At 71.1% G+C, this 26,316-nt stretch carries 25 protein-coding genes; 14 read left to right on the top strand and 11 right to left on the bottom strand.

The features are described 5' to 3' along the window. Positions 1–28: 28 nt before the first annotated feature. Positions 29–664 carry a uracil phosphoribosyltransferase gene (gene upp, locus AB0I98_RS22135; RefSeq protein ID WP_210582303.1) on the top strand — a complete coding sequence of 212 codons (636 nt, stop codon included), beginning with the start codon at positions 29–31 and terminating at the stop codon, positions 662–664. 47 nt (positions 665–711) lie between these two features. On the opposite strand, the gene AB0I98_RS22130 is transcribed toward upp, so the two are convergent. Together AB0I98_RS22130 and AB0I98_RS22125 are read right to left on the bottom strand one after the other, a co-directional pair. Continuing rightward, on the bottom strand, positions 712–1,353 hold the full coding sequence (locus AB0I98_RS22130) for a LytR C-terminal domain-containing protein (protein WP_362944257.1): 642 nt from the start codon (positions 1,351–1,353) through the stop codon (positions 712–714). Between the two features lie 89 nt (positions 1,354–1,442). After that, a complete protein-coding gene (locus AB0I98_RS22125) occupies positions 1,443–1,739 on the bottom strand; it encodes a type II toxin-antitoxin system VapB family antitoxin (RefSeq protein WP_003999914.1) in 297 nt (98 codons plus the stop codon). Between the two features lie 148 nt (positions 1,740–1,887). Here AB0I98_RS22125 and AB0I98_RS22120 point away from each other — a divergent pair, with 148 nt between their 5' ends. Then, entirely contained in the window at positions 1,888–3,471 is a 1,584-nt protein-coding gene (locus tag AB0I98_RS22120) for a helicase HerA-like domain-containing protein (RefSeq protein ID WP_362944256.1), read from the top strand. A 270-nt stretch (positions 3,472–3,741) separates the two neighbouring features. Here AB0I98_RS22120 and AB0I98_RS22115 read toward each other — a convergent pair whose 3' ends face one another. From AB0I98_RS22115 to AB0I98_RS22100, 4 genes are read right to left on the bottom strand one after another with little or no spacing between them, the layout of a single operon-like run. Next, on the bottom strand, positions 3,742–4,041 hold the full coding sequence (locus tag AB0I98_RS22115) for a hypothetical protein (RefSeq protein WP_362944254.1): 300 nt from the start codon (positions 4,039–4,041) through the stop codon (positions 3,742–3,744). Next, on the bottom strand, positions 4,038–4,703 hold the full coding sequence (locus AB0I98_RS22110; RefSeq protein WP_362944252.1) for an HdeD family acid-resistance protein: 666 nt from the start codon (positions 4,701–4,703) through the stop codon (positions 4,038–4,040). The genes AB0I98_RS22115 and AB0I98_RS22110 overlap by 4 nt, the downstream gene beginning before the upstream one ends. A 55-nt stretch (positions 4,704–4,758) precedes the next feature. Next, positions 4,759–5,364 (bottom strand): HhH-GPD-type base excision DNA repair protein, encoded by a 606-nt coding sequence (locus tag AB0I98_RS22105; RefSeq protein ID WP_362944250.1) that lies wholly within the window; start codon positions 5,362–5,364, stop codon positions 4,759–4,761. Positions 5,365–5,388: 24 nt separating this feature from the next. Next, entirely contained in the window at positions 5,389–6,111 is a 723-nt protein-coding gene (locus AB0I98_RS22100) for a siderophore-interacting protein (protein ID WP_362944248.1), read from the bottom strand. 78 nt (positions 6,112–6,189) lie between these two features. On the opposite strand from AB0I98_RS22100, the gene AB0I98_RS22095 reads away from it, so the two are divergent. From AB0I98_RS22095 to AB0I98_RS22065, 7 genes are all read left to right on the top strand, one after another. Beyond that, on the top strand, positions 6,190–8,250 hold the full coding sequence (locus AB0I98_RS22095; RefSeq protein WP_362944246.1) for a penicillin acylase family protein: 2,061 nt from the start codon (positions 6,190–6,192) through the stop codon (positions 8,248–8,250). Then, complete coding sequence (locus AB0I98_RS22090; protein WP_362944244.1) at positions 8,243–8,854, top strand: GNAT family N-acetyltransferase; 612 nt, start codon at positions 8,243–8,245, stop codon at positions 8,852–8,854. Before AB0I98_RS22095 ends, AB0I98_RS22090 begins: the two co-directional genes overlap by 8 nt. Further along, on the top strand, positions 8,851–9,330 hold the full coding sequence (locus AB0I98_RS22085; RefSeq protein WP_362944242.1) for a cupin domain-containing protein: 480 nt from the start codon (positions 8,851–8,853) through the stop codon (positions 9,328–9,330). The genes AB0I98_RS22090 and AB0I98_RS22085 overlap by 4 nt, the downstream gene beginning before the upstream one ends. Further along, positions 9,327–10,088, top strand: a complete 762-nt coding sequence (locus AB0I98_RS22080; RefSeq protein ID WP_362944240.1) for an SDR family NAD(P)-dependent oxidoreductase — start codon at positions 9,327–9,329, stop codon at positions 10,086–10,088. Before AB0I98_RS22085 ends, AB0I98_RS22080 begins: the two co-directional genes overlap by 4 nt. A gap of 103 nt (positions 10,089–10,191) precedes the next feature. After that, the gene (locus tag AB0I98_RS22075) at positions 10,192–11,925 is read left to right on the top strand and encodes a copper resistance protein CopC (protein ID WP_362944238.1); all 1,734 of its coding nucleotides are present in this window, start codon (positions 10,192–10,194) and stop codon (positions 11,923–11,925) included. Between the two features lie 92 nt (positions 11,926–12,017). Beyond that, complete coding sequence (locus AB0I98_RS22070) at positions 12,018–13,109, top strand: magnesium and cobalt transport protein CorA (RefSeq protein ID WP_362944236.1); 1,092 nt, start codon at positions 12,018–12,020, stop codon at positions 13,107–13,109. Between the two features lie 271 nt (positions 13,110–13,380). After that, entirely contained in the window at positions 13,381–14,394 is a 1,014-nt protein-coding gene (locus tag AB0I98_RS22065; protein ID WP_362944235.1) for an AraC family transcriptional regulator, read from the top strand. Positions 14,395–14,420: 26 nt separating this feature from the next. Here the strand turns inward: AB0I98_RS22065 and AB0I98_RS22060 are convergent, their stop codons facing one another. The 3 genes from AB0I98_RS22060 to AB0I98_RS22050 all read right to left on the bottom strand — a co-directional run bounded on the left by AB0I98_RS22060 (position 14,421) and on the right by AB0I98_RS22050 (position 16,644). Further along, entirely contained in the window at positions 14,421–15,434 is a 1,014-nt protein-coding gene (locus AB0I98_RS22060) for an ABC transporter substrate-binding protein (RefSeq protein WP_362944233.1), read from the bottom strand. A 309-nt stretch (positions 15,435–15,743) separates the two neighbouring features. Further along, positions 15,744–15,965, bottom strand: a complete 222-nt coding sequence (locus AB0I98_RS22055) for a hypothetical protein (protein WP_362944231.1) — start codon at positions 15,963–15,965, stop codon at positions 15,744–15,746. A gap of 109 nt (positions 15,966–16,074) precedes the next feature. Further along, the gene (locus AB0I98_RS22050; protein WP_362944229.1) at positions 16,075–16,644 is read right to left on the bottom strand and encodes a TetR/AcrR family transcriptional regulator; all 570 of its coding nucleotides are present in this window, start codon (positions 16,642–16,644) and stop codon (positions 16,075–16,077) included. A 124-nt stretch (positions 16,645–16,768) separates the two neighbouring features. Between AB0I98_RS22050 and AB0I98_RS22045 the strand changes: the two genes are divergently transcribed. The 4 genes from AB0I98_RS22045 to AB0I98_RS22030 all read left to right on the top strand — a co-directional run bounded on the left by AB0I98_RS22045 (position 16,769) and on the right by AB0I98_RS22030 (position 22,558). Beyond that, positions 16,769–17,446 (top strand): SDR family NAD(P)-dependent oxidoreductase, encoded by a 678-nt coding sequence (locus tag AB0I98_RS22045; protein ID WP_362944227.1) that lies wholly within the window; start codon positions 16,769–16,771, stop codon positions 17,444–17,446. A gap of 216 nt (positions 17,447–17,662) precedes the next feature. After that, positions 17,663–19,642 (top strand): hypothetical protein, encoded by a 1,980-nt coding sequence (locus AB0I98_RS22040; protein WP_362944225.1) that lies wholly within the window; start codon positions 17,663–17,665, stop codon positions 19,640–19,642. Between the two features lie 4 nt (positions 19,643–19,646). After that, positions 19,647–20,063: a hypothetical protein gene (locus tag AB0I98_RS22035; protein WP_362944224.1), complete on the top strand. Its 417-nt coding sequence runs from the start codon at positions 19,647–19,649 to the stop codon at positions 20,061–20,063. Beyond that, the gene (locus AB0I98_RS22030; RefSeq protein ID WP_362944222.1) at positions 20,060–22,558 is read left to right on the top strand and encodes an Hsp70 family protein; all 2,499 of its coding nucleotides are present in this window, start codon (positions 20,060–20,062) and stop codon (positions 22,556–22,558) included. The genes AB0I98_RS22035 and AB0I98_RS22030 overlap by 4 nt, the downstream gene beginning before the upstream one ends. A gap of 63 nt (positions 22,559–22,621) precedes the next feature. Here the strand turns inward: AB0I98_RS22030 and AB0I98_RS22025 are convergent, their stop codons facing one another. After that, positions 22,622–23,425: a polysaccharide deacetylase family protein gene (locus tag AB0I98_RS22025; RefSeq protein ID WP_362944220.1), complete on the bottom strand. Its 804-nt coding sequence runs from the start codon at positions 23,423–23,425 to the stop codon at positions 22,622–22,624. Positions 23,426–23,646: 221 nt separating this feature from the next. On the opposite strand from AB0I98_RS22025, the gene AB0I98_RS22020 reads away from it, so the two are divergent. Next, complete coding sequence (locus AB0I98_RS22020) at positions 23,647–24,798, top strand: hypothetical protein (RefSeq protein WP_362944218.1); 1,152 nt, start codon at positions 23,647–23,649, stop codon at positions 24,796–24,798. A gap of 45 nt (positions 24,799–24,843) precedes the next feature. Here the strand turns inward: AB0I98_RS22020 and AB0I98_RS22015 are convergent, their stop codons facing one another. After that, positions 24,844–26,265 (bottom strand): ATP-binding protein, encoded by a 1,422-nt coding sequence (locus tag AB0I98_RS22015; RefSeq protein ID WP_362944216.1) that lies wholly within the window; start codon positions 26,263–26,265, stop codon positions 24,844–24,846. Positions 26,266–26,316 lie beyond the last annotated feature (51 nt).

Raw genomic sequence — 26,316 nt, 5'->3', positions numbered from 1 at the left:
GTTACGGCGGCCCGGTTACTGTTAGGCCATGCGTCTCCACGTCGTCGACCACCCTCTGGTCGCCCACAAGCTCACCGCGCTGCGCGACCAACGCACCGACTCCGCGACCTTCCGGCGGCTCGCCGACGAACTGGTCACCCTGCTCGCCTACGAGGCCACGCGCGATGTGCGCACCGAGCAGGTCGACATCACCACGCCGGTCGCCTCGACCACCGGCGTCAAGCTGTCCCACCCCCGCCCGCTGGTGGTGCCGATCCTGCGGGCCGGTCTCGGCATGCTGGACGGCATGGTCCGGCTGCTGCCGACCGCCGAGGTGGGCTTCATGGGCATGGTGCGTGACGAAGAGACGCTCCAGGCGTCGACGTACGCCACCCGAATGCCGGAGGACCTCTCCGGGCGCCAGGTGTACGTCCTCGACCCGATGCTGGCCACCGGCGGCACCCTGGTCGCGGCGATCCAGGAGCTGATCAAGCGCGGCGCCGACGATGTGACCGCCGTGGTGCTGCTCGCCGCGCCGGAAGGCGTCGAGCTCATGGAGCGCGAGCTGGCCGGTACGCCGGTGACGGTCGTGACGGCGTCGGTCGACGAGCGCCTCAACGAGCACGGCTACATCGTCCCGGGCCTAGGGGACGCGGGGGACCGGATGTACGGGGCCGCCGAGTAGTACGCCTGTATCAGCAGGTCTAGTACGCCTGTATCAGCAGGTCTTCTTCAGCAGCTCTGCTTCGACGAAGAGGGCGTCGGCTGAGGCCCGGTCAGTGCGGCCAGTGCCTTGTCGGCGTCCTTCTTCGTGGTCAGCGCCTTGAAGCCGTTGCCGAGGATCAGATCGACGGCCGTGCCCTTGCGGGCGGCGTCCGTGCGGCGCTCGGCGGTGCTGAGCTGGGTGGCGAGCACCGGCAGTGAGGTGTTCAGGGCGGAGGCGGGGCCGAGCAGCAGCCCGGTGCCCTTGACCTTCTTGTCGAACTCCGCGGTCGCGTTGCCCACGTCGCCGATCCGGAAGCCACGTTTCTTCAGCTCGTCCGCCGTCTGCTTGGCGAGCCCGCTACGGGTGGTGGCGTTGAGCACGTTGACGGTGATCTTGCCGGGCGCGGGAACGGCGGCGGTGGCGCTCGGTGAGGGGCTCGCCTTGGACGAGCAGTCCGACTTGGTGCCGGCCGCCGAGGCGGAGTCGCCGCCGCCCGAGAAGAGGTCGATGAGCTGCAGCGTGCCCCAGCCGACCAACCCGAGGGCGGCGACCGAGGCGACGACCCCGGCCACGAGCCTGCCGCGCCGCCGGGGCCGGCGCATCCGGGGGTATTTGTCACCCTTGATCCGGTACTGGCCGCCCATGCCGGGGGGAGTCAGCATGCTCATGTGCGCAGCGTAGTGCGAGCGGGCGACGATTCCTACTAGATGATCATTGCCAGCGCGCAGTTCAACCCGTTAGGGGAACCAGTTCGCCGTTAGTCCAGTTCGAGGACGCGCGCGTGCAGCACTTGGCGCTGCTGGAGGGCCGCCCGGACCGCTCGGTGCAGACCGTCCTCGAGGTAGAGGTCGCCCTGCCACTTGACGACGTGTGCGAACAGATCGCCGTAGAAGGTCGAGTCCTCGGCCAGGAGTGTCTCCAGGTCGAGTTGGCCCTTCGTCGTCACGAGCTGATCGAGGCGGACCGGGCGCGGCGCGACGTCCGCCCACTGCCGGGTGCTTTCCCGGCCGTGGTCGGGGTACGGCCGGCCGTTTCCGATGCGCTTGAAGATCACACGGAAAGCCTACCGGTCAAGACCTTCCGGGCGCAGCCATGGAAGGGGAGTGCGACGCTGCAAAAGACGTCGTAAACCTGGGCGAAACGGAAGCATCGGCCTGACTATGCCGGAAGCAAGGGGCCAGAAATGGAAGCAGGGGCCTGATATGAGCGACAGCGAGACCGTGCCCGCGGCCACCACACCCGAGACGCCGGGAAGCGCTCCCGCACTCCCCCGGCAGGCCCTGGAGATCGCTTCCGGGTACGCCTTCACCGGTCCGGCGCTCGATCTGGGCGCCCTGATGTGGGACGGAGCCTGTCTGGCCGACGCCCAGATCCGCATCCCCCTCCCGATGCTCAACCGGCACGGCCTGGTCGCGGGCGCCACCGGCACCGGGAAGACGAAGACCCTCCAGCTGATCGCCGAGCAGCTCAGCGCGCAGGGCGTGCCGGTGTTTCTCGCCGACATCAAGGGCGATGTGTCCGGGATCTCGGCGCCGGGGCAGGACAGCGAGCGGGTCCGGGCGCGGGCCGGCGAGGTGCACCAGCAGTGGACGGCGACCGGTTTCCCCGCCGAGTTCTACGCGCTCGGCGGCATCGGGCACGGCATCCCGGTCAGGGCGACGGTCACCAGCTTCGGCCCGGTGCTGCTGTCCAAGGTGCTCCAGCTCAACCAGACCCAGGAGCAGTCCCTCGGCCTGATCTTCCACTACGCCGACCAGAAGGGCCTGGAGCTGATCGACCTGAAGGACCTCCGGGCGGTGGTCGCCTTTCTGACCTCCGACGAGGGCAAGGCCGAGCTCAAGGGCATCGGCGGGCTGTCGTCGGCGACCGCGGGCGTGATCCTGCGGTCCCTCACCGCCTTCGAGGCGCAGGGCATGGGGGACTTCTTCGGGGAGCCGGAGTTCGACACGGCGGAGTTCCTGCGGACGGCTGAGGACGGGCGCGGCATGGTGTCGGTCCTCGAACTGCCCGCCGTACAGGACAAGCCGCAGCTCTTCTCGACGTTCCTGATGTGGCTGCTCGCCGATCTCTTCCATGATCTGCCGGAGGTCGGTGACGCCGACAAGCCGAAGCTCGTCTTCTTCTTCGACGAGGCGCATCTGCTCTTCAACGGCGCGTCCAAGGCGTTCCTGGACTCCATCACCCAGACCGTGCGGCTCATTCGCTCGAAAGGGGTCGGGGTGTTCTTCGTGACGCAGACCCCGAAGGACGTACCGGCCGACGTTCTCGCTCAGCTCGGGAACCGTGTCCAGCATGCGGTGCGGGCGTTCACGCCGGATGACCAGAAGGCGTTGAGGGCCACGGTGAAGACGTTCCCCAACAGCGCATACGACATGGAGGAGTTGCTCACCGGGCTCGGTACCGGGGAGGCGGTCGTCACCGTGCTGAGTGAGAAGGGGGCGCCGACGCCCGTTGCCGCGACTCGGTTGCGGGCGCCGGAGTCGTTGATGGGGCCGGTGGAGGGGGCGGTGCTTGAGCGGGCGGTCAGGGGATCGGTGTTGCACGGGCGTTATGCACAGGCTGTGGATCGGGAGTCGGCGTACGAGAGGTTGCAGGGGGCTCGGGGGGCGAAGGGGCCTGATGAGGTGCGGGGGCGTGGTCGTGGTCGGGAAGAGGAGCGGTCTGTTGTCGAACAGGTCGTGGGGAGTGGGATGTTCAAGTCGTTGGCGCGGTCTGTCGGTACGCAGATCGGGCGGGAGATCACGCGGTCGGTTTTTGGGACGGCGCGGCGGCGCTCCGCTCGGTAGGTGGGTTTTTGTCTGCGGGCCGGTGGGGGCTTGTCGCGCAGTTCCCCGCGCCCCTGAAGGGGCGCTTGCGCACCCGCCCCTCACCGGTTCCGCTGACTAGCCGCGTTCCGGCTTCTTCGGCGGCTGTTGTTGCTGCTGCGGCTTGGGCTTGGGGGCGTTGCGGATGGCTTCCGCGCGGAGGAGGGCGCGTAGGACTGCGTACGGGTCGTTGGGCATGGCTGTGTCGTCCTTGCGTTGGCTGATGGGTTGGGGGGTGGGGCAGGGCCCCTGTCAGCAGCGCAGGATCACCGTGCGGAGGGTGTGGAGGACGGGCTCGGGGTGGGGTGGTGCCGGGAGTGGTGGGGCGGCCGGGGGCGGGGCGGGCCGGGGGTGCGGGCGGGGTGCGGGGCGCAGGGGTGCGGTGGGACGGTTGCCGGCGCGGGCTGTGGAGCGTAGGACGGTGTCGTCGTACTCGGCGACCGCGGCGGGGGTCTCGGCCGTGACCGCCGCCGCGTGTGCCGTGTGCTCGCCCGGCACGAGGAGGGCGAGGAGCAGGACGAGGACCCGCGACCAGACGCGCACGGCGTTCACAGCTCGCGTGGCACCCGACTCGCGCGGCCGCGGATCCGCAGCGCCGTGATGATCTCGACGACGCCGACCGCGACCAGCCACCAACCGCCGACCAGGGTGAGCACGGCGACCGACTCGAAGGGGGAGTCGATCAGCACGATGCCGGCGATGAAGGTGAGGACGCCGAGGAAGATCTGCCAGCCGCGCGCGGGCATCGACGGGTCGTGGGCGGCGGCCAGCGTCTGGGTGATGCCGCGGATCAGCCAGCCGATGCCGATCCACAGGGCCAGCAGCAGGATCGACTGCATGGCGCCGCGGAAGCAGAACAGGCCGAGCAGGATCGACAGGGCGCCGCTGATGAAGGCCAGGACGCGCAGTGAGGTCGTCCTGTGAGTGCCGAAGGCGGCGGCGAGCTGGAGTACGCCGCTGACCAGGAGGTAGAGGCCGAACAGGACGCCGGCCGCCCACAGGGACGCGCCCGGCCAGACCAGGACCAGGATGCCGAGGACCAGGGAGGCGATGCCGGTGAGGAGGACGGCCTGCCAGGCGGTGCGGGAGAGGACGTGCAGGGGGCCTTCGAGCGGCGGTTCGGCGCCACCCGGGCGGGGCTCGCGCACGGCGGCATGCACCCGGCGGTCGTCGTAGTCCGGGCCCCAGGGGGGACCGCTCGGTGCCTCGGTCATGCTTCATGCTTTGACCGGATTGGACCCGATTGCCACCTGATAGGGGCCAATCGGCTTAATTTCCGGAGGACTTCCCCGCGGTCTTCGCCGCCTTCGCCGCCGCCTTCATCTCCTGCTTGTGGGCGCGGACCTTGGCCAGTGACTCCGGGCCGGTGATGTCGGCCACGGAGCGGAAGGACTTCGCCTCGCCGTAGGCTCCGGCGGCCTCGCGCCATCCCTTCGGCTGTACGCCGAGCTGCTTGCCCAGCAGGGCGAGGAAGATCTGGGCCTTCTGTTTGCCGAACCCGGGCAGGTCCTGGAGCCGCTTGAGTAGTTCGGTGCCGCTGTCGACGCCCTTCCAGAGGGCCTCGGCGTCACCGTCGTAGTGCTCGACGAGGTACCGGCACAGCTGCTGGATGCGCCCCGCCATCGACCCCGGGTAGCGGTGCACCGCCGGCTTCTCGGAGAGCAGCGCGGCGAAGGCCTCGGGGTCGCGGGTGGCGATGTCGTGGGCGTCGAGGTCGTCGGCGCCCATGCGCTGGGCGATCGTCGCCGGGCCCTTGAACGCCCACTCCATCGGGATCTGCTGGTCCAGCAGCATCCCGGTGAGTGCGGCGAGCGGACTGCGCCCGAGGAGTGCGTCGGCCTCGGGGTCCTGGGCGAGATGCAGGGTGACGTCCATGGGTCGATGATGCCGCCTGCGGGCTCAGGACGCGCGCCAGTACCCCAGTGCGTGCATCCGGTCCTTGGGGACGCCGAGTTCCTTGCGGACGTATGCGCTCAGCCTGCGCGTCGTCGCCGTGTCGCAGGCGATCCAGACATACGGGTCCGCAGTGCCCTTGAGCAGGTCCGGCAGGTCCGCTTTCACCCGCTCGACGAGATGCGTGCCGGAGTCGAGCCGCAGCACCTGGCGCAGCTCGTGGCGGGACGGGTCGGTGCGGCAGGGCAGGCCGTCGGCGCCGCCCTCGAACCAGATGGTGGCCGGGGCGGAACCCAGCGCGCCGAGCAGGGAGTTGAGGGCGGGCAGCGAGGCCGGGTCGCCAATCGCGAAGACGTGGGTCGGGGTGGGGCTCGGCTCCTCGAACCCGGTGCCGTGGACGGTCGCCTCGATGGTGTCGCCGGGTTGCGCCGACCGGGCCCAGTCGCTGGCGACGCCCTCGTGCAGGGCGAACTCCAGGCTGAAGGTGCCGGCCGCGGGGTCCGGGTCGACGAGGGTGTACGCCCGCTGGTGCGCCTTGCCTCCGTTGTCGAACCACAGGCGCACCCACATCGTGGGGTGGACGCCGGTCGTCGTGAGCATGCCGCCGTCGCTGAGGTGGAGCCGCCGGTAGTCCTTGGTGACGTCCTCGGCGCCGGTCACCGTGAACACGAAGTCCTTCGCGCGCAGCAGTTTGAGGACCGCACCCTCCCAGCCGTGCCCCTGCCCCATCGCTTCTCCACCCCTCGCGTACGATTCCGCCAGAACTTACTTAGGTAAGGCTAACCTAAAGCATAGAAGGGCTACAGCGTGACCGCCGAGATCTACCGCGACGCCTGGGGAATCCCGCATCTGCGAGCCGGCGGCGTGGCCGACCTCGCCCGTGCGCAGGGCCGCGTCACCGCACTCGACCGGGCCTGGCAGCTGGAGGTCGAACGGCACCGCGCTCAGGGCACCTCCGCCTCCTTCCTCGGCGCCGGCGCCCTCCCCTGGGACCTCCTCGCAAGACGGGCCCGCATCGACGACACCGCGAGACGGTGCTTCGACGCCCTGGACTCCGAGACGGCGGACTGGGTACGGGCGTACGTGGACGGCGTCAACGAGGGGCTGTCGGAAGGGGCTCGTCGTACCCCCGAGTTCGCTCGCGTGGGTCTTGCTCCAGGTCGCTGGGAGCCCTGGACCCCGCTCGGTGTCTGGCTCGCCGTCCACATCCTGTTCGCCGGGTTTCCGGCCAAGCTCTGGCGTGAGCAGGTCGTCCGGCGGCTCGGCGAGGACGCGGTCGGTCTGTTCGCCGCCGACGGGCCCGGTACCTCCGGCAGCAACGGCTGGCTGGTGGGCGGTGAGCGGACCGTGACCGGGGCCGCCGTCATCGCCGGGGACCCGCACCGGTTCATCGAAGACCCCGGTATCTACCAGCAGATCCACCTCTCCTGTCCCGAGTTCGACGTGGTCGGCATCGCCGTCCCCGGCGTCCCCGGCATCGCCCACTTCGGCCACACCGGCACCGTCGCCTGGGCCATCACCAACGCGATGGCCGACTACCAGGACCTGTACCGGGAGCGGCTGCGGCGGACGGGCGCGGGCGTCGAGGCGCTCGGCCCGGACGGCACCTGGGTGCGGGCTCCCCGGCACACGGAGGTCATCGAGGTCGCCGGCGAGGAGCCGGTCCCGGTCGAGGTGATCGAGACCGAGCGCGGACCGGTGATCATCGGCGGCCCCGAAGGGCTCGACGACGGGACGCCCGAAGCCGTCAGCCTCCGCTACCCGCCCCGCGTCACCCGCGACCTCGGCTTCGGCGCCCTCCTCCCCCTCCTGCGCGCCCGCCGGGTCGCCGATGTGGACCGTGCCTTCGACCGCTGGGCCGAGCCCGTGAACGTCGTCATGGCCGCCGACACCGAGGGCGGCCTGCTGCACCGCGTGGCGGGCAAGGTGCCGGTGCGCGGCACCGCCAACCGCACCCGCCTCGTGCCCGCCTGGGAGCCCGGCCACGACTGGCAGGGCTGGCACGAGATGCCGTACGGCGAACTCACCGACGGCACCGCGGTGATGGCGAACCAGCGCGGCCCCTCCACGCCCCTCGGCGTCGAGTTCGCCGCGCCGCACCGCGCCGACCGCATCGCCGCCCTTCTGAAGGAGAAGGAGAAGTGGACGGCGGGGGACATGCCCGCGATCCACATGGACACCCATCTCGGCTCCGCCGCGGCCCTGTTGGACCACCTCGCCGCCCTTGACGACCTCACCCCCGAGGCCGCTGCCCTGCGGAAACGTCTCCTCGCCTGGGACCGGCGCATGGACGCGGACAGCGCGGAGGCGGCCGCCTATGCGGCGGTGCGCGGAGCCGTCGTACGGCGTCTCGCCGAGCACCCCGCGTTCGCCGCCCTCGCCGTCCCGCCCGCCTACCCGGAGGCCTTCCTCCCCTGGCTCGCCCTCGGCCCGCGCATCGGCTTCGCCCTCGAACATCTGCTGCGTGCGCAGGAGTTGTACGGCATCGACCGCCCCGCGACCGTCCGCGCGGCCGTCGAGGAAGTCGCCGGCCGGCCGCCGGGCACGTGGGGTGAGTCCCACCGCCTGGCCCCCTGGCGGGCGCTGCCCAGCCCCTCGTACGACGAACCGGGCCTGTCCGGCGATCACGACTGTGTGCTGTGCACCTCCTCCGTGCCCGGCACCACCGATCTGGCCGCGCGCGGTCCGGCGGCCCGTTATGTGTGGGATCTGGGCTGCCGGGAGGACAGTCGCTGGGCGGTGCCGTTCGGCGCCTGTGGGGTGCCGGGCTCGGCCCACCACCGGGACCAGCTCCCGCTGTGGACCAGGGGAGATCTGGTCCCGGTCGTCACCGACTTCGACGCACTGATCAAGGAAACCGATGTCTGAGACCCATGCCCCCGCCCGTCAGGCCGTCTACGAACAGTCGGTCGACGGCCTCGGGACCATCCGTGTGCTGCCCCTCGACGCCCACGCCGACGCCGAGGTGGTGCACGGCTGGGCGAGTGAGGAGCGGGCCTCCTTCTGGGGCATGAACGGGCTCACCCGGGACCAAGTGGCCGAGATCTACGCCCACATGGACACGCTCGACACCCACCACGCCTACCTGGTGGTGCGGGACGCGGAACCGGTCGCGGTGCTCCAGACGTACGAGCCGGACGCCGACCGGGTCGGCCACTGCTACGAGGTCCGGCCCGGCGACATCGGTGTGCATCTGCTGCTCGCGCCCGCCGGAGCACAAGGCACGCGGTCCGGCTGGACCTCGGCGCTGGTCGGCGTGCTTCTCTCCTATGTGCTGCTCGGCCTGGACCGGCGGCGGATCGTGGTCGATCCCGACGTGCGCAACGAGAAGGCGGTCGCCCGCTTCCTGAAGCTGGGCTTCGCGGCCGGACCCGCCGTCGTCCTGCCGGAGGTCGACCTCCCTGATGTGTATCTGCCCGAGAAGCACGCCCAACTGGCCTTCCTCACCCGGGAGGTAGCCTTCCCCGGGTGACCCCGGAAGACCTGATCGCCCACTACGGACTGCAGCCCATACCGCGCGAGGGCGGGCTGTTCCGGCAGACCTGGGCCGGGCCCGAGCGGGCGGACGGGCGGCCCGACGGCACGGCCATAGTCGCCCTGCTGACGGCCGCGCCGGATGACTTCTCGGCCCTGCACCGGCTGCCCACCGCCGAGATCTGGCACTTCTATCTCGGCGGTCCGCTCCAGTTGCTGCTCCTCGCCCCGGACGGCACCTCGCGGACGGTCGTGCTGGGTCCGGACGTGCTCGGGGGGCAGCACCCGCAGTTCACCGTCCCGGCCCGCACCTGGATGGGTGCGCGGGTGGCCGCGGGCGGCGACTGGGCCCTCTTCGGCTGCACCATGGCGCCCGGCTTCACCTACCAGGACTACGAGCACGGGGACGTGGCCGACCTCACGGCGCGCTACCCGTCCGAGGCCGCCCGCATCGTGGAACTGTGCCGTCCATGACTCTGCTCGAAGGACAGACCGCCCTTGTCACGGGCGCGTCCGGCGGCATCGGACGCGGCATCGCGCTGCGGTTCGCCGAGGAGGGCGCGGCGGTCGCGCTGCACTGCCGTACGGCCGTGGAGGCGGCGCGCGCGGTGGCGTACCGGATCGAGGAGCTGGGCCGCCGGGCCGTCGTCCTGGAGGGCGATCTGTCCGACGCGGACGCGTGCCGTCGGGTCGTGCGTGAGGCCGCCGCGTGGGCCGCCGGGCCGCTGACCGCGCTGGTCAACAACGCGGGCGTACAGCCGACGCAGCCGCTGCCCGGGATGACGGCTCAGGAGTGGCGGGCGGTCGTGGACACCAATCTGTCGAGTGTCTTCGCCTGTACGCAGGCCGCCGCGGAGCTCATGCGGGAGAGCGGGGGCGGCAGCGTGACGCACATCGCCTCCATCGAGGCCCGCCAGCCGGCTCCGCTGCACGCGCACTACTCCGCGTCCAAGGCCGGTGTGGTCATGCACGCGCGGGCGGCGGCCCTGGAGTACGGGCCGTTCGGGGTCCGCGTCAACACGGTCTCGCCCGGGCTGATCGAGCGGGAGGGGCTGGCGGAGGACTGGCCGGAGGGGGTGGAGCGCTGGGAACGGGCAGCTCCCGCCGGGCGGCTCGGGCGGCCCGAGGACGTCGGCGACGCGTGCGTGTTCCTCGCCTCGCCCCTCGCGTCCTGGATCACCGGGCACGACCTGGTCGTGGACGGAGGGGTGTCCGCGCGGCCCACGTGGTGAGCAGCGCGGCGGCTTCTTACGTACGTATCGGAGTGGCCGAGACGTCAGAAGAGTTAAGCGACGGAGAAGCGAAGTGGTCCGCAGGCGAGGAGTTCAAGGGCTGGTGCTGCTATGCGCCGTGCTGGTCCTGCTCGTCCTCGGTGGCGCGGGAACGGCGTCGGCGCATGCCGCACTCCGCTCCACCGACCCGGCGGACGGAAGCGTCCTCAAGTCAGCCCCCGGTGACCTCACCCTGACCTTCACGGAGTCGGTCGGTCTGCTCGACGACTCCGTCCGCATCCTGGACCCCAGCGGCCACCGGCTGCGCCTCGGTGAGGCGGAGCATGTGCCGGGGCGGTCGGACGCGGTGCGGGTGAGCCTGCCCGCGAAGGCGGACACCGGGACCTTCACGGTGGCGTGGCGCGTGGTGTCGGCGGACAGCCATCCGGTGTCGGGCGCCTTCACCTTCTCCGTGGGCAAGCCCTCCGCGACGGCCGCGCAGGTGGACACCGGCCCGGTCGAGGACCCGGTGACCGGCAGCCTCTGGGACATCGCCCGCTACCTCGCCTATCTCGCCGGCGCCCTGCTCATCGGCGCGGCCGTGTTCGTCGTGGCCTGCCGCCCGCCGGACCCCGAGCGCTTGAACAAGCCCCTGTGGGCCGCCTGGTGGACCCTGCTCGCCGCCACCCTCGCCCTGCTGGTGCTCCGCGCCCCGTACGAGACGGGCACGGGACCGGCGACCACCTTCGACGCCTCCGCGCTGAGCGGGACGCTGTCCGGCCGACCCGGTGCGCTGCTGCTCGCGCGGCTCGGGCTGCTGGCGGTCGCGGCGGTCCTGCTGCGGAGGGGCCTGTCCGCGCTGCCGCGGCGGCGCCTCTCGCACGTGCCCGGCGCCGCCCTCGCCGTCGGCCTCGCGCTGACCTGGGCGGCGGCCGAGCACGCGTCGGCCGGGATCCAGGTGCCGGTGGCGATCACCTCGTCCGCGCTGCATCTGCTGGCGACGGCGGTCTGGCTGGGCGGTCTTGCCGCCCTGCTCATCACCCTGCGCCGGGGCTTGTCCTCGGCCGCAACGGTCGCCCGCTTCTCCCGGCTCGCCTTCGCCTCCGTGACCGTCCTGGCCGTCACCGGCGTCTACCAGTCCTGGCGCGGGCTGGGCTCCTGGAGCGCCTTCACCGACACGTCGTACGGGCGGCTCCTGATCGTCAAGCTGATCGCGGTGGCGTTGCTGCTGGCGGCGGCCGGGTTCTCGCGGCAATGGACGACGAAGGCACTCGCGGTCGAGGCGGAGACGGTCGTACGGGAACGGGTGCCGGAGCCGGTCGGCGGCCCGCCGTCCCTTCCGGAGCCGCCGGACTCCACGCCACCGGCCGCTCCGGACCACCGTCTGCTGCGCCGGTCGGTGCTGGCCGAAGTCGGCGTCGCCGCCGTGGTGCTGCTGATCACGACCGTGCTCACCGGGACGCTGCCGGGCCGGGCGGAGGCCGAGGCGGCGCAGACGGCACCGGTCGGCGCGCTGCCCGGCGCGTCCGTCACCGTCGTCCCCTTCGACGCCGGCACCGCGGGCCGGGGCAAGGTGCAGATCACCCTCGACCCGGGCCGCACCGGCGACAACACCGTGGAGGCCGTCGTCTACGGCGCCGACGGCGGCCTGGCCACCGTCCCCGAACTCCGCATCTCCTTCACCCTCCCCGCCCAGGACATCGGCCCGATCGATGCCGAGCTGACGGACAAGGGGGGCTACTGGGGGAACGGTTCGTTCACGCTGCCGGTGGCCGGGGAGTGGGAGATGAAGGTGACGGTCCGGGTGTCCGAGATCGATCAGGTGAGTGAGACGCGGCCGGTGCGGATCGAGTCGTAGGGGTCGCGGGCCGGGGTCGGCCTCACGGTGCTCTTACCACCACCTGGCACACTGTCCGGATCCACTGAGGACCCGGAGAGTGCCGTATGTCGATGGCCGACAGCCTGCGCAAAGTCGCCCGTCTCGCGCGGCGCGGGCGACGCGTGGACCTGAGCCACCCGGCGCGCTCCCCGCTCGGCTCCGCAGTGGTCAACTGCGTCGTCTACCGCGACGGCATCCGGGAGAAGGCCGCCGACACGGTCGAGGAATCCGTCGCCCGGGTCCGCAAGCACGGCCATCGCGGCTTCGTCTGGCTCGGTCTGCACGAACCCACCGAGCTGGAGTTCGCGCGGATCGCCGAACTGTTCGGCCTGCACCCGCTCGCCGTCGAGGACGCCGTCGTCGCCCATCAGCGGCCCAAGGTCGAGCAGTACGGCGACGTCCTGTTCGCCGTCTTCAAGACGGTGACGTATGTCGAGCACGCCGAACTCACCGCCACCAGCGAGGTCGTCGACACCGGCGAGATCATGGTGTTCGCGGGCCCCGACTTCGTCGTCACCGTGCGCCACGGCCGCCATGGCTCCCTCGGCCTGCTGCGCGAGGACCTGGAATCCGACCCGCGGCAGCTCGCCCAGGGCCCGGCGGCCGTCCTGCACGCCATCGCCGATCATGTCGTCGACGACTACCTGACCGTCACCGACGCCCTGCAGAACGACATCGACCACGTCGAGAGCGCTGTCTTCTCCCCGCAGGACGGCCGCGGCGGCGACGCCGGCCGGATCTACCAGCTCAAGCGCGAACTGCTCGAATTCAAGCGGGCGGTGGTCCCGCTGGACCGCCCCATGAACCGGCTCGCGACCGACCCGACCTGCTCGGTCGCCCCCGGGATACGGGCCTACTTCCGGGACGTCTCCGACCATCTCACCCGCGTCACCGAGCAGATACACGCCTTCGACGGCCTCCTCGACTCCATCCTCCAGGCCCATCTCGCGCAGGTGACCGTCGCCCAGAACGAGGACATGCGCAAGATCACCGCCTGGGCCGCGATCATCGCCGTACCGACGATGGTGTGCGGCGTCTACGGCATGAACTTCCAGCACATGCCCGAACTCCACTGGACCTTCGGCTACCCGCTCGTCATGGCGGTCATCGCGACGGCCTGCTTCGTCACCCACCGCGGCTTCAAGCGAAAGGGCTGGCTGTAGATCCGTCACGGGCGATCGCGGGCGGTCCCGGATGTGAGAGGGACCCCGTGCGCGGTGTACTCGCGCGACGGGGTCCTCCACGAAGAACCGCCCTGAACGTCCCCCGTGGTTCAGGGCGGTGTCCGCGCGGCGCGGCTGTCCCGAAACCGCTGTGCGGAATCGGTGGCGCCTTGACTACGGACAGGGACGACGCTACTAACGGAGCGTTCGGGCGGCTACTCGCCAAACGCGGCCCCCGGCCGGAAAACGCGGAGAGAGGGAGATTGTCCTGATGGCACCGCTCAGCGCCGTATCCGGCGAACTGAGCAGGCTGACCACCCTCGTGCGCAGCGGCGACCTCGAGGAGATCCGGGAGATCATCAGCCAGGCGTACAGCCCGTACGAGCTTCAGTGCCTGGGCGATCCACGGGAGTTCTCGGCGTGGTACGCGGAGAGCGGCTTCCCCGGGATCACGGTCTCCGGACTGTCGTACGGCTCCCCGGACCTCTACGCGGAGACCCTGATCCGGCCTCAGCCGCTCGGCACCTACCTGCTGATGTGCGAGGTCGTCCGCGGCCGGGTCAGGGTGAGTTCGCCCGGGCGCGAGGAGACGTGCGTCGGCCCGGGCGAGACCTATGTGCTGGATCCGTACCGCAGCTTCCAGGTGCACTGGTCGCCCGGTGCGCAGATGGTCACCGTGCGGCTCGCGAAGGAGACCGTGGAGCAGGCCGCGGCCGACGCGCTGGGCCTGGACGCCCCGGTACGGGCCCGGTTCGCACTCGGCGGTCCCGTCTCACCGGAGGCCGGCCGCACCTGGGCCGGTATCTCCGAGACGGTGCGCCGCGAGGTGCTCGGCGACGGCATCGCCCGCACCAACCCGCTCGTCGCCGCGCAGCTGACGCAGACCGCGGCCGGGCTGCTGGTCGCCACCCAGCGCCTGATCACCCCGGGCGTCGACGCCCGCCGCACCGGCACCGTCTCGCACGCCGCCGTACGGCGCGCGATGACGCTGGTCGAGGAGGAGCCCGACCGCCCGCACACGCTCGCCGACCTGGCGACGAGGGCCCGGGTCAGCCCGCGCGCCCTGCAGGAGGCCTTCCGTCGGCACCTGGAGACCACTCCCCTCGGCTACCTCCGCCAGGTCCGCCTCGAGCGCGCCCATCAGGATCTGATGGCGGCCGCCCGGGACGGCTCGGCGACAGTCTCCGAGATCGCCTACCGCTGGGGGTTCGGGAATCTGGGCCGGTTCGCGGCGCAGTACCGGCAGCGGTACGGGCATCCGCCGTCGCGGACGCTGGGTGGCTGAGCGCGGTCAGATGACCTTCTTCGACGTCAGGTGACCTTCTTCGCCTTCTCGACGGCGGCGGCGAGGCGTTCGACGACGGGGGCGAAACCGGCGTAGCTGAAGCGCTCCTCCATCGACCAGGGGGTGGTCTGGCCGGCCTTGACCGCGGGGAGCTGGCGCCAGGTGCCCTTCGCGGCGAGCTGGTCGGGGGTCATGGCGCTGGAGCGGTTGTCGACCATGATGAGATCGGCGTCGTACTTGTCGACGTTCTCCCAGCTGAGGAACTCCCAGAAGCCCCACTCGTCGGACTTCTTGCCCTCGACGAAGTCGACGCCGAGATCCTTGAAGTAGTTCAGGTCGCTGTACGAGTCCGGCACGGCGACGTAGAAGTTCTCGCTGTCACCGGTGATCGCCATGACCTTGATCCCGCCGTTGGCCCGCGCGGCAGCGCGCAGCGTCTCGGCGGCCCGTTCGAAGCGGGCCTTGGCGTCGGTGACCTTCTTCGCGCTCAGGTCGGCGCCGAGCGATTCCGCCAGCTCGGCGGTCCGCTTCAGCGGGTTCAGCAGCGACGTACGGGCGACGCTGATCCCGACGGTCGGTGCGAGCGCCTCGATCTTCGCCCGGCTCTCCTCGGGAACGAACCAGAGATCCGGCGCCGGGAACATGTTGCTGATCAGCAGATCCGGCTTGAGCGCGGCGTACTTCTCGACGCTGAACTGCCCCCAGGCGGTGCCCAGACTGGTCAGTTCGCTCACGTCCATGTCACCGGCCTGCGGATTCGGCTTCCCGTTCACGGGCTCGGTGGGACCGAAGACGCCTGTGCACGTGATGCCGTAGTCGTGGAGCGCTGCGGCGGCGCTGACGAACGCGACGATGTTCTTCGGCGTCGCATCGGTACGGACCGTACGGCCACGGTCGTCCTTGAACGACCAGGGCTCGCCCTTGCTCGCCCCGAGGTCGCTCGCCTTCGTGTCCCCACTGCCGCAGGCGGCGAGCAGGGGCCCGAAGGCGAGCGCACCGGCTGCTGTGAGGAGGCGGCGACGGGAGGGGGAGGGGGCCATGAGAGGACTTCTTTCCAGCCGTTCCAAAAGGTAAGGCAAAGCTAACCTAAGTAGCCCGGTCCGGGAAGGCGGGCAGGCGGCTGGATGGTGGTCGCCGAACGGTCGGCGTCACTGTCACTGGTCGAAGTCGGCGTGCCCCGAGTCGAACAGGAGAGCCTCGTTCTCCCCAAAGTCAGGTGCCTGGAAGGGGTCCGTCGCCGGAGGCGGCGATGCCGCGACGGCAGAGCGCGGTGCCGCCCCTTCCGGGGCGGAGAACAGCGAGGTCAGATCGATGGGAGGTCTCCCTTTCGGTGACGGGCCACAGCGGCCCTACAGCTTGGTCATCTTCGAGTACGGGCTCAGGATCCGCACTTGCGTCGAACCGAAGTCCACGAGCGCCGCGATCCCGTCCTCGATACCGATGACCCGACCGAGGCCGTACATGTCATGTGTGACCTGGTCGCCCACAGCGAAGTGCTTGGGAGCTGGCGCGACCGGCTTCTTGAAGGGACTGGTAGGCAAGTGCCGCTTCGGTGCATCGGGCTTTGTCATTGCCTCCAGTATGCGTCAGCCGCCCTTCGGCTCGCCCCGGCCGTCCAGGAAGAGGCCGGCACGCAGATAACGATCGCAATTCGGCGTGCGCCGCATGCCGGGGCCGCGGTCAGTCGTTGCTCTGCCGCTCACGCGAGGGGGTGTTCGCCTGTCCGGCGCGGCGCATGGCCTCGTAGAGGGCGTCATCCTCCGGCGGGTCCGGCAGCGGACCCGAAGCGGGGGCCTCGAATGCCTGGATCATCAGGGCGACGAGGCGGCGCCACGCGTCCGGGAGGGTGTCCCCGGCGAAGTTGACGACGCCGGCGTTGGCGACGAGCAGGAGAACGAGGTCCTGGCTCGCGAAGTCCTCCCGCAGGCGCCCGCTGTCCTTGGCCCGGCCGATCAGCTCCAGGAACCCCTGGTACGCCGCATCGTGGCGCGACTGCAGGGCCTCGGAGGCGGGGAAGGTCGCGGTCAGCACGTCGGCGAAACCCCGGTCGGCGGCCTGCATGGCGCAGATGGCCTCGATGAACCCGCTGAAGCCGTCCCATGGGTCGGGGACGTCGAGAGCGTCATTGACGGCGGCGACGTACGCGTCCATGCGGTCGGCGAAGACGGCGGCGATCAGATCTTCCTTGGTGCGGAAGTGCCGGAACAGGGTGGCGATCCCCACCCCGGCTTCCCGAGCCACGGAAGCCATCGACCCACCCAGACCGTCCCGCTCGAACACGGTGCGCGCGGCGGCGACGATCCGCCCACGGTTGCGCTCGGCGTCACTGCGCAGGGGCTGGGCGCAACTGCACTAACTGCACGAAAGGATCGCTGTGACCAGCATCGCCATCATCGGAGCCGGCCCCCAGCTGGGCCTGGCCATCGCGCGCACCTTCGGTTCCCGCGGCTTCGACGTCGCCCTGATCTCACGCAACCCCGACAAGCTCGACACCCTCGTCGGCACGCTCATCGCGGAAGGCGTCTCCGCCGCCGCGTTCCCCGCGGACGTACTCGACCGCGACTCGCTCACCCGGGCGCTCAAGGACGCCGCCGTGCGGTTCGGCGGCATCGACGTCCTGGAATACTCCCCGGTCGGCGGGTTCGACTCGACCGTCCTGACCACTCCGAGCACGACCGAACCGTCGCACGTGCAGCACGAGATGGAGTTCCAGCTCTACGGCGCGATCGCCGCCACGCAGGCGGTCCTGCCCGCGATGCGTGAGGCAGGCGCCGGCACCCTGCTCTTCACCACCGGCGCCGGATCCGTCGACCACGTGCCGCAGGTCGGCAACGTCAACGCCGCCGCTGCCGCGCTGCGCAACTGGGTGATCAACCTCCACAAGGAACTGGCCGACACCGGTATCCAGGCCGCCCACGTCGCCATCGACGTCTCGATCGGCACGTCGGTCATTCCCGGGTTCCCGACGGCCAAGCCCGAGGAGATCTCCCCGGTCTACTGGGAGCTCCACACCACCCACCGCGACGAGGCCGAACGCGTCTTCAGCGGCTGACAGCTCGCCGGGGCTCGTACTACCCGGCCTTCCACGGGAGTTCCGGTCGCGTCGCGGCCGACCGGTCGCGACGCGATCCTCAGCCGGCCCGCCGCAGTCACCCTCGGCGAGGATCACACCCACGGGAGACGCCGGGGTGGATCGGGGACCGGTCCCGACGGGGCGGCGGCATGCTGGCCGTCGTCGTTGGCGGCGGGCAGCGGTCGGAGGGGTCCCATGGCTCGGGTGGAGGTGCCGACATGGCTCAGGGACGCCATGGACAAGGAGCTGTACCGGCGCAATGCGTTCCGGGTCAGCGGGCTGGCGGTCACGGCGACGCCGCGGGAGGTGCGGCGTCGGGTCTCCGAGGTGCGTGCGGCCGAGGCGCTGGGGGCTGAACGGGCCGGGGGGCCTGCGGCGGGGGAGGCGCGGTGGCTGGCGCCGGATCCCGTGCCCGACCACATCGCCGTACGGGAGGCACTGCGGCGGCTGGAGGATCCGGTACGACGGGTGGTGGACGAGTTCTTCTGGTTCTGGCCGCTGGCGAAGACCGACGGGACGGAATTGACGCGGGCCCGGAAGGTGTGGACCCGGCTGGCTTCAGGCGACGCCTCAGCCGACCCGCTCGCCCGCACGAGCACCCCGAGCCCCCGCAGCATCGCCGTTCACAACCTCGCCGTCCTCCACCACACCGAGGCCCTCGAGGCGAAGGCGTTCCTGGGAGCAGGCACGCTCCGGATGCTGTGGGAGCGGGCCTACCTGTACTGGCGGCTGGTGCTGGCGGACGACGGCTGCTGGCAGTGGCTGGACGAGCGGATCCACGTACTCGACGACCCCCGGCTGCGCACGGTGGACGGCACGGCCTTCCGGGAGGCCCTGCCCGCGGTGCTGTTCGACCTTCACGCGCAGCTCGCGGTGGACGCGGCCCGGCAGCGCGGGGGCGAGGACGTCGCCCAGCAGCACGTGTCGCTGATGCGGGGCCTGAAGGAGCACGACGGTGTGGTGGACGCCGCCCTCCGCCGGGTCTCCGCGCCGCTCGCCGCCGCCATCCGGAACCGGACGGAGGCCGTGCCCGGCCCCGGCGCGGACCCGGCGGCGCTGGAGCGGGCCGCCGACTCGCTGCTGGCCGAGACGAAGACGGACGTCCAGGTGCTGCGTGCCGTACTGGGCAAGAAGCACGCCGTGGTGGCCGACGCGGCCGACGAGGTGGCGGGCGCGGTCAACGCCTGTGCGGTGGCCTGCGCGAACGGCCTGACCTCGAACGCGTCCACCGCCCACGACCCCCTCATCAACCGGGCCGCCGCACACCTGCGGTCGGCGCGCGGGCTCGCCGCGAGCGGCGACGTACGCACCCTTGTCGAGAAGAACCTCGCCGTGCTGCTGAGCAACGACATCCTCCTGGAGTGCAAGGAGATCGTGGAGCGCGGCGAGCGGTCGCCGGCGCGTGCCGCCGAGCGGGCGTCCGGGCTGCTGGACACCGTCGAACCGCGCCTGCGTGAGCTGCGGGAGCTGCGCCCGCACGCCCCCGAGACCGACCAGGTCCGCGACGCGGTGGCAGCGGCGGCGTGCAAGCTGTTCACCGAGTACGCCAACGCCACCCGCGACCGCGTCAGGGCCCTCGCCGGCTACCGCAGGGTGCTGCCGCTCGCCGTGAGCGAGGAGGGCCGGTCGGTGATCCGGAAGAACATCGACACGCTCGAGCGGGCGGCGGCCGTCGCGTCTTCGTTCGATACGGCTCCGGCGGTCGCCGGAACCCCGGGGCAGTGCTTCCGCTGCGGCCGGTCCGTGGATCCGTCCGAGGTGCTGACCGTCGCCCAGGACGGCATCGGGGGCCCGCGGAGCATCGGGCTCCCCTGCTGCGCCCACTGCTGGTCGGCGGCACGGATCCTGCTGGAGCGGGCCGGGCTGCCATCGGACCCGTACCAGCCGCTCACGACCGGGTACCGGCCGCCCACGACCGGGTACCGACCGCGCGCCGCGTACCGCCGGCCCGTCACATACCGCAGGCCGTCCGCACGGTCGGGCGGGGACGAGTCATGGTTCGGCAGGCTCCCCGGGCTCGTTCTCGGGCTGACATCGCTGGCCTTGGTCTTCGCCTCTGCGCTCGCGGGCGGCCGCGAGACCACCGCCGGGACGTGGTTCGCCGGCGGCGCCGCCGCAGTGGGCGGGTTCGGCCTGGTGTTCGGCCTCATTGATCTGTTGAACAGGGAGAAGTGATCAGATGCCGTCCACCCCACCCGGCACCGAGACCCCCGCACCCCTCACCGCGCCCGTCGTCCTGGAGGCCGACGCCCTCGTCGAGCTCGCCACGGCCGTATGGCGGCTGCGCAACAAGGTCGAGACGGCCGACGGCACCTCCGCCGGGGTGCGCCGCCACCTCGACGCGGTCGTGGACGCCCTCGTGGAGAGCGGCGTACAGACCCGGTCGTACGACGGCACCGTCTTCGACCCCGGGCTGCGGATGCGGGTGCTGGCCTACCAGCCGATGCCCGGCCTGGAACGCGACGAGGTCGTGGAGACCGTCCGGCCCGCCGTGTACCTGCGCGGCACGCCCCTCGCGCTCGGCGAAGTGATCGTGGGCACGCCGCCGGAGGAGCCGAAAGAGGAGCCCGAAGAAGAAGGGGGAGCGGGTCAGTGAGCAGGACCACCATCGACATCGGGATCGACCTCGGCACCACCAACAGCGCGGTCGCCGTACTGCGTGGCGTGCAGACGGAAGTGATCAAGAACAACGACGGCGACGAGACCACCCCGTCGGCGATCTGGATCGACCGCCGGGACCGGCTCTTCGTCGGCCGCCCGGCCCGGGAGCGGTGCGAGCGCGACCCGGACAACACCGGCGTCGAGTTCAAGCTGCGCATGGGCATGGCCGGCCAGGACAAGCACTTCCCCGCCTCCGGCCGCACCCTGACGCCGGAGCAGATGTCCGCCGAGGTGCTCTCCGCGCTGCGGGGGGACGTCGCGGCGCGGCTGGGCGAGGAGATCCGCGCGGCGGTGATCACCGTACCGGCCGCGTTCGACCTGAACGCCTGCGAGGCCACCCGGCGGGCGGCCGGACTGGGCGGCCTGGAGTTCACCCGGCTGCTCCAGGAGCCCGCGGCGGCCGCCCACGCATACGGCTTCCAGGCCACGGACGAGAACGCGATGTGGCTGGTGTACGACTTCGGCGGCGGGACGTTCGACGCGGCCGTGATCCGGCTGCGGGACGGGGAGTTCTCCGTCGTCGGCCACCGCGGCGACAACTTCCTCGGCGGAAAGCTGGTCGACTGGCGGATCGTGGAGGAACTGCTGATCCCGGCCGCCGCCCGCCGGCTCCCGCAGCCGGCCGACCTGGCCCGCGGCAACCCGCGGTGGCGGGCCGCCGTCGCCACGCTGAAGCAGGCCGCCGAGACGGCGAAGATACGGCTGTCCCGCGCGCACGCCGCCGACATCGACGTAGAACTGGTCGATGACACCGGCGGCCGGTACGAGTTCTTCCACGAGCTGCGCCGCGCCGACGTGGAACGGCTCGCCGAGCCCTTCGTCACCCGGTCGGTCAACCTGTGCCGCACGGTGCTCGACGAACTCGGCGCGGGACCCGGCGACATCGAGAAGGTGATCATGGTGGGCGGGCAGACCGCCATGCCCTTCCTGCGCGAGCGCCTCGCCGACCCGCGCCACGGCCTCGGCATCCCGATGGATTTCGGGCACGACCCGATGACCGTGGTGGCCCGCGGCGCCGCGATCTTCGCCGGTGCCCAGCCGCTCCCCGACGACTGGAACGGCGCACCCGTGGCGGAGCCGGGCGCCTTCACGCTGCGCTGCGAGTATCCGCGGGTCAGCCCCGACCTGGACCCGGTGGTGGTCGGCCGGGTGAGTGCCGCCGACGGCACAGCCGCCCACGGAATGTCCGTGGAACTGCTCAACGAGGAGTCGGACCCGCCCTGGCACAGCGGCCGTATCGCCCTGTCCGCACGCGGCGAGTTCACCAGCACGCTGCGCGCCGAACCCGGGCGGCGCAACACCTTCGCCGTCGTCCTGACGGACGCCGCCGGAACCCGGCAGCGTCTCACCCCCGACCTGCTCACCTACACCGTCGGCGCCGTCGAGACCGATCCCATGCTCACCCACGCCCTCGGCGTCGGCCTCGCCGACAACCAGGTGCGCCCCCTCGTCGAACGGGGCGCGCGTCTTCCCGTACGGCGCACAGCACCGCTGCGCACCACCGTCACCGTCGAGCGGGGCGCGAGCGGCGGACTGATCCGCATCCCCGTCCTGGAGGGCGAGCGCCCCCGGGCCGACCGCAACCGCACCATCGGCCGCATCGAGGTCGGCGCCGACCGGGTGAGCCGGACCGTGCCGGCCGGCAGCGAGGTACGGCTCACCGTCGAGATCGACGCCTCCCGGCTGGTGAAGGTCAGCGCCTTCGTGCCCCTGCTGGACGAGGCGTTCGAGACCACCGTCAACCTGGTCGGCGAACCCGCCGTCGACCACGCCGAACTACGGCTGGACGCCGACGCGGAACAGGCCAGGCTCGCCGAACTGCGCACCCGCTGCGCCTCCTTGGGCAGCCCCGTCGCCGCTCTGCTGCTCCAGCGCGTGGACGACGAGGACCTGCTCGGCGAGCTGGACCGGGCGGTCGAGGCGGCCCGGCACGACCCCGACGAGGCGGGCCGTGCCGCCAAGTGCCTGCTCGATCTGCGGGTCGCCCTGGACGCCGTGGAGGACGAACTGACCTGGCCCGAACTCGTCCGCGCGGCCGAGTCGTTGCTCACCGAGGTCCGCGACCTGGTCGCCGCGCACGGCAGCCCCTCCGACCGCGAGGACCTGCCGGTCTACGAACGCGACATCGCCGACGCCGTGGAGTCCCGCGACGCCGACCTGTTGCGCCGCCGTACCGACCGGCTGCGCGAGCACGCCATGCGCGTCCTGGACCGTGCCGGGGTCCTGCAGCCACTCGTCTTCGACAACCTCGCCCGCTACCGCGACCGGATGCGCCACCCGTCCAGGGCCGACCGCCTCATTCGCGACGGCGAACGCGCGCGCGACGCGGGCGAGCAGGAACGCCTCCGCTCCATCAACATCGAGCTGCAGTCCCTGCTGCCCGAGCCTCCTCCGCCGCCCGACTTCGCGAGCACGGTGCGGGCCACCTGAGGAGTGCGCGGGTGGGCCCGGCGCTGGGGGCACGATCGGGTTCAGCGCACGAGGAAATCGGGTTCAGCGCACGGGGAACCCGAACGAATAGCCCTGTTCCTTCAACCACGGCAGGACTTCGCGCAGGGCGGCCACGGTCTGGGAGCGGTCTCCACCCGCGTCGTGGAAGAGCAGGGTCGGGCCGTTGGAGATCTCGTTCTTGACGGTGGCGACGATGGTCTCCGTACCGGGACGCTCCCAGTCCATGGTGTCGACGTTCCAGCCGAGCGGGCGCATGCCGTGGGACGCGGCGAGGTCGCGGCTGTACGGGGTGAAGGCACCGCCCGGCGCCCGGTAGTACATCGGCCGTACGCCCCCGGACGCCTCGGTGATCATGCGCTCGGCGTCGAGTATCTGCTGTGACTGATAGGCCTCGGACTTCTTGTCCATGGCGACGTCGTGCGACACCGTGTGGTCACAGAGCCGGTGCCCGGCCGCCACCACCTTCTTGACCAGGTCCGGATGGGCGCGAGCCTGCGTGCCCACCATGCAGAACGTGGCCTTCACCCCGTTCTCCCGCAGCACCTGCAGCGCCTCCGGCGTCCAGGTGGGGTCCGGCCCGTCGTCGATGGTGATGTTGACGCTCCGCGCACCTCCGTCCGAGGCATGCGCGATCTCCGGCGACACGGGCGCCACCTTCTTACGGCCCGGTGACTGGGCGCTCGGCCGGGACGAGTCGGCGGGCGTCGAGACTTCTGTGCCGGCCGACCGACCCTCGGTGGAACCGAGTTGCGCGCCCCAGACCGAGGCCATGGCAGCCACCGCGGTCACCCCGACCGCCGCCGCGAACACCTTGCCGTACCACCCTCGTCCGCCACTTCGCCTCATGTCCGCTGTCCCTCGCCGTCGCTGTGGAGCCGGTTGCGTCCGTGAAGAGGGCGGAAGTCGGCCGAAGGATCCGTCTGTTACCGGTCGCGGACAATTCCGCAGGCATACGGCCCTCCTGTGGCGTAAGCCCCGATCTCGGCCGAAGACAGAACCCGCCCTGCCGTCCGGCCATCTCAAGGAGGGGTCGGCGACGACAAGGACCGAAGGGAAAGGGACGAGGCGTGCCGGTCATCAGTCAGCGGGTGCACCTGGTGCTGCTCGCGGCCTGGACCGTCCTGTGGTTCGCGGTGGTCGAGCCGCACGGAGGGTTCTCCTGGCACTATCTGCGCACCGGCGGGGAGTTGCTCTACGCGGGCTCGGGCAGGGCAGACGGCGGACTGAACCTGTACGCCCACCACCCCGAACTGCAGATGGGACCCGTCAGCTTCCTGGTGGCGGGCCTGTTCAATCCCTTCTCGGATGCCGTCGGGCAGTTTCTGGCCGCCGCCGTGATGTCCCTGCTCGGCCTGGTGATCCTGGTGGTGGCCGGACGCAGCGCCGCCCAGTACTTCCTGGGCACGGGGACCAATCACCAGCGGCTGCGGCAGCGCGTGCTGATCGCGGGCCTGGCCTTCATCCCGATGTGGATCGAGGTCGCGGTCCGCTTCGGCCACCTCGACGACGTGCTGGCCCTCTTCTTCACGACGTTGGCCGTGGGCTCCCTCACCCGACGCAACCCGGCCGCGACCGGCATCTTCCTGGCCCTGGCCGTCGACTCCAAACCGACCGCCCTGGTCTTCCTGCCGCTGCTGCTCGCCCTGCCGAGAACGCAGTGGCTGCGCGCGGGCCTGTGGTGCGCGGGCTTGGTCGCGCTCGTCTGGCTGCCGTTCTTCCTCGGCGCCCCGCAGTCGTTCGCCGCGGCCGAGTTCACCATCCCCAACCAGCCGGCGTCCGCCCTACGGTGGCTCGGCGTCGACGACCCCCACACCCCTCCCTGGGACCGCCCCGCCCAGGCCGCACTGGGCCTCACGCTGGGCTGCATCGCCGTCCGAAGAGGTCGCTGGCCCGCCGTCGTCCTCCTCGGCACCAACGCCCGCATCCTCCTGGACCCGAGCGTCTACACCTACTACTGCGCCTCCGTCCTCCTCGGCACCCTCCTCTGGGACGTCATCGGCCAGCGCCGCCTCGTCCCCTGGTGGAGCTGGATCGGCCTGATCACCCTGTACGGCACCGTCTTCCTCGTTCCCGACGACGCGACCCGCGGCCTGTTCCGCCTCGGCTTCGTCGCGGTCTCCACCACATACGTCCTGCTCTGGCCGGTACGGGACCGGCGCCGCCGACGCCCGAGGGCGAAGCGGACGACACTCGACGTGCCGGAAGAATCACGTCCATGACCAGGGGGCACGGTCACGAACCGCAACCAGCGAGGCCGGTCCTGCTCACGCCCTCCGCCAAGCGCTGAGCAATTCCTCGGGGCCGTACACCGCTTGGAGCCCGGAACAGCTGATCCCGTTGCGGGAGACCGCCACGAGCGGAACGGGCTCGTCGGTGATTGCGGCGCGGTGCTTCTGCAGCGCGGCCAGATCGTGGCTGTCGAACGCGGAAGTCTCCAGCCACTTGACCGAGCCGAGGAAGAGCAGTTGCTTGGCCACCGGTTGCCGGTCGGCGCCCACGAGGTCGATCTCGACGTCGTTGCTGCGGGTCCAGTACCCGCCGATCACCGGGGCGGCGGGCAGGAGCCCGTCCGGCAGGAGACGGGCGAGGGATTCCCGGACCAGCGGTTCGATCGCTCGGCCCCGCCAGCTCGTCCACTGCTCCTTGATCCGGGCCAGAGTGAGATCTCCTCGCATCCGCTCGATCTCCGCCATGTGCGGATCCAGGAACGCGAGCCAGAACCGCAGGTAGGGGTCGGCCACCCGGTAGCGACGTTCCTTCGACGGCCGCATCGAGAGCGGCAGCTCGGCTGCCACCACCCGCTTCCCGGTCAGGACATCCGTGGCTCGGGTGAGGGTGGTGTGTGAGATGCCGCCGGCGGCGCGCGCGATGTTGGTGAACGTTCGCTCCCCGCTTCCAATGGCCCGCAGCACTTCCCGGCTCATCGCCTGCGGTGGGAACTCAGCGGCCAGTGAGCGCTCGGCGGAGACCAGTAGCGCCGAGATCGGGTTGTCCAGAGAGTCGCGGAGGAACTCCCAGACATCCGCTCCGGCCCGCCACTCCGCGCAGATCAGTGGGAGACCGCCCGTGATGAGGGCCGCGTCGAATGCGTCGGCGGGCTCAAGCCCGAGCATCTCGCCGATATCGGCCGGGTTCAGAGGCCCCACGACCATTTCCCTCCCCCGTTGATGAAAGGGGCGGTCGTAGCTGTTCAGAGCCTCCATCATCGACAGGTCGGATCCGACCAGGAGGAGGAGTACCGGTTTGCGGCTGAGCAGCCGGTCCCACGCCCGCTGAAGCATGCCCTCGAAGGCGTCGATGCGGTCCATGAGATACGGAACCTCATCTATGACGACCACGCTCGGGCTGTCATCGGGCAGGATCTCCGCGAGCAGCCTGAATGCCGCATTCCACTGCTCCGGGGTCTCCTCCGCAAACAGTTCCCGCTCCGGCAGCGTCGATCTGGCGACGGCGTCGAGCAACTCCGTCAGTTCATCCTGAGCCGTGCCGCCCGCAGCGGTGAAGAAGAGGTACGGCGTCCCGGTGCGCCGGAGGAACTCCTCGACGAGGCTGGACTTGCCGACCCGCCGCCTCCCCCGCATGAGAACGCACTGGCCCGGCTTCGCTGACCCAACGGCATCATGAACCGCCTGCAAGGCGTTGCCGAGCACGTTCAGCTCGCGGTCCCGCCCGATGAAACGACGCATGGCGAGCCTCCTGTTGAAGATGGTATCGACAGAGATACTATCGTGATCGAT

This window comes from Streptomyces sp. NPDC050211 (assembly GCF_040656035.1).
Lineage (GTDB): Bacteria > Actinomycetota > Actinomycetes > Streptomycetales > Streptomycetaceae > Streptomyces.
This window is presented reverse-complemented; position numbering and strand designations above follow the sequence as displayed.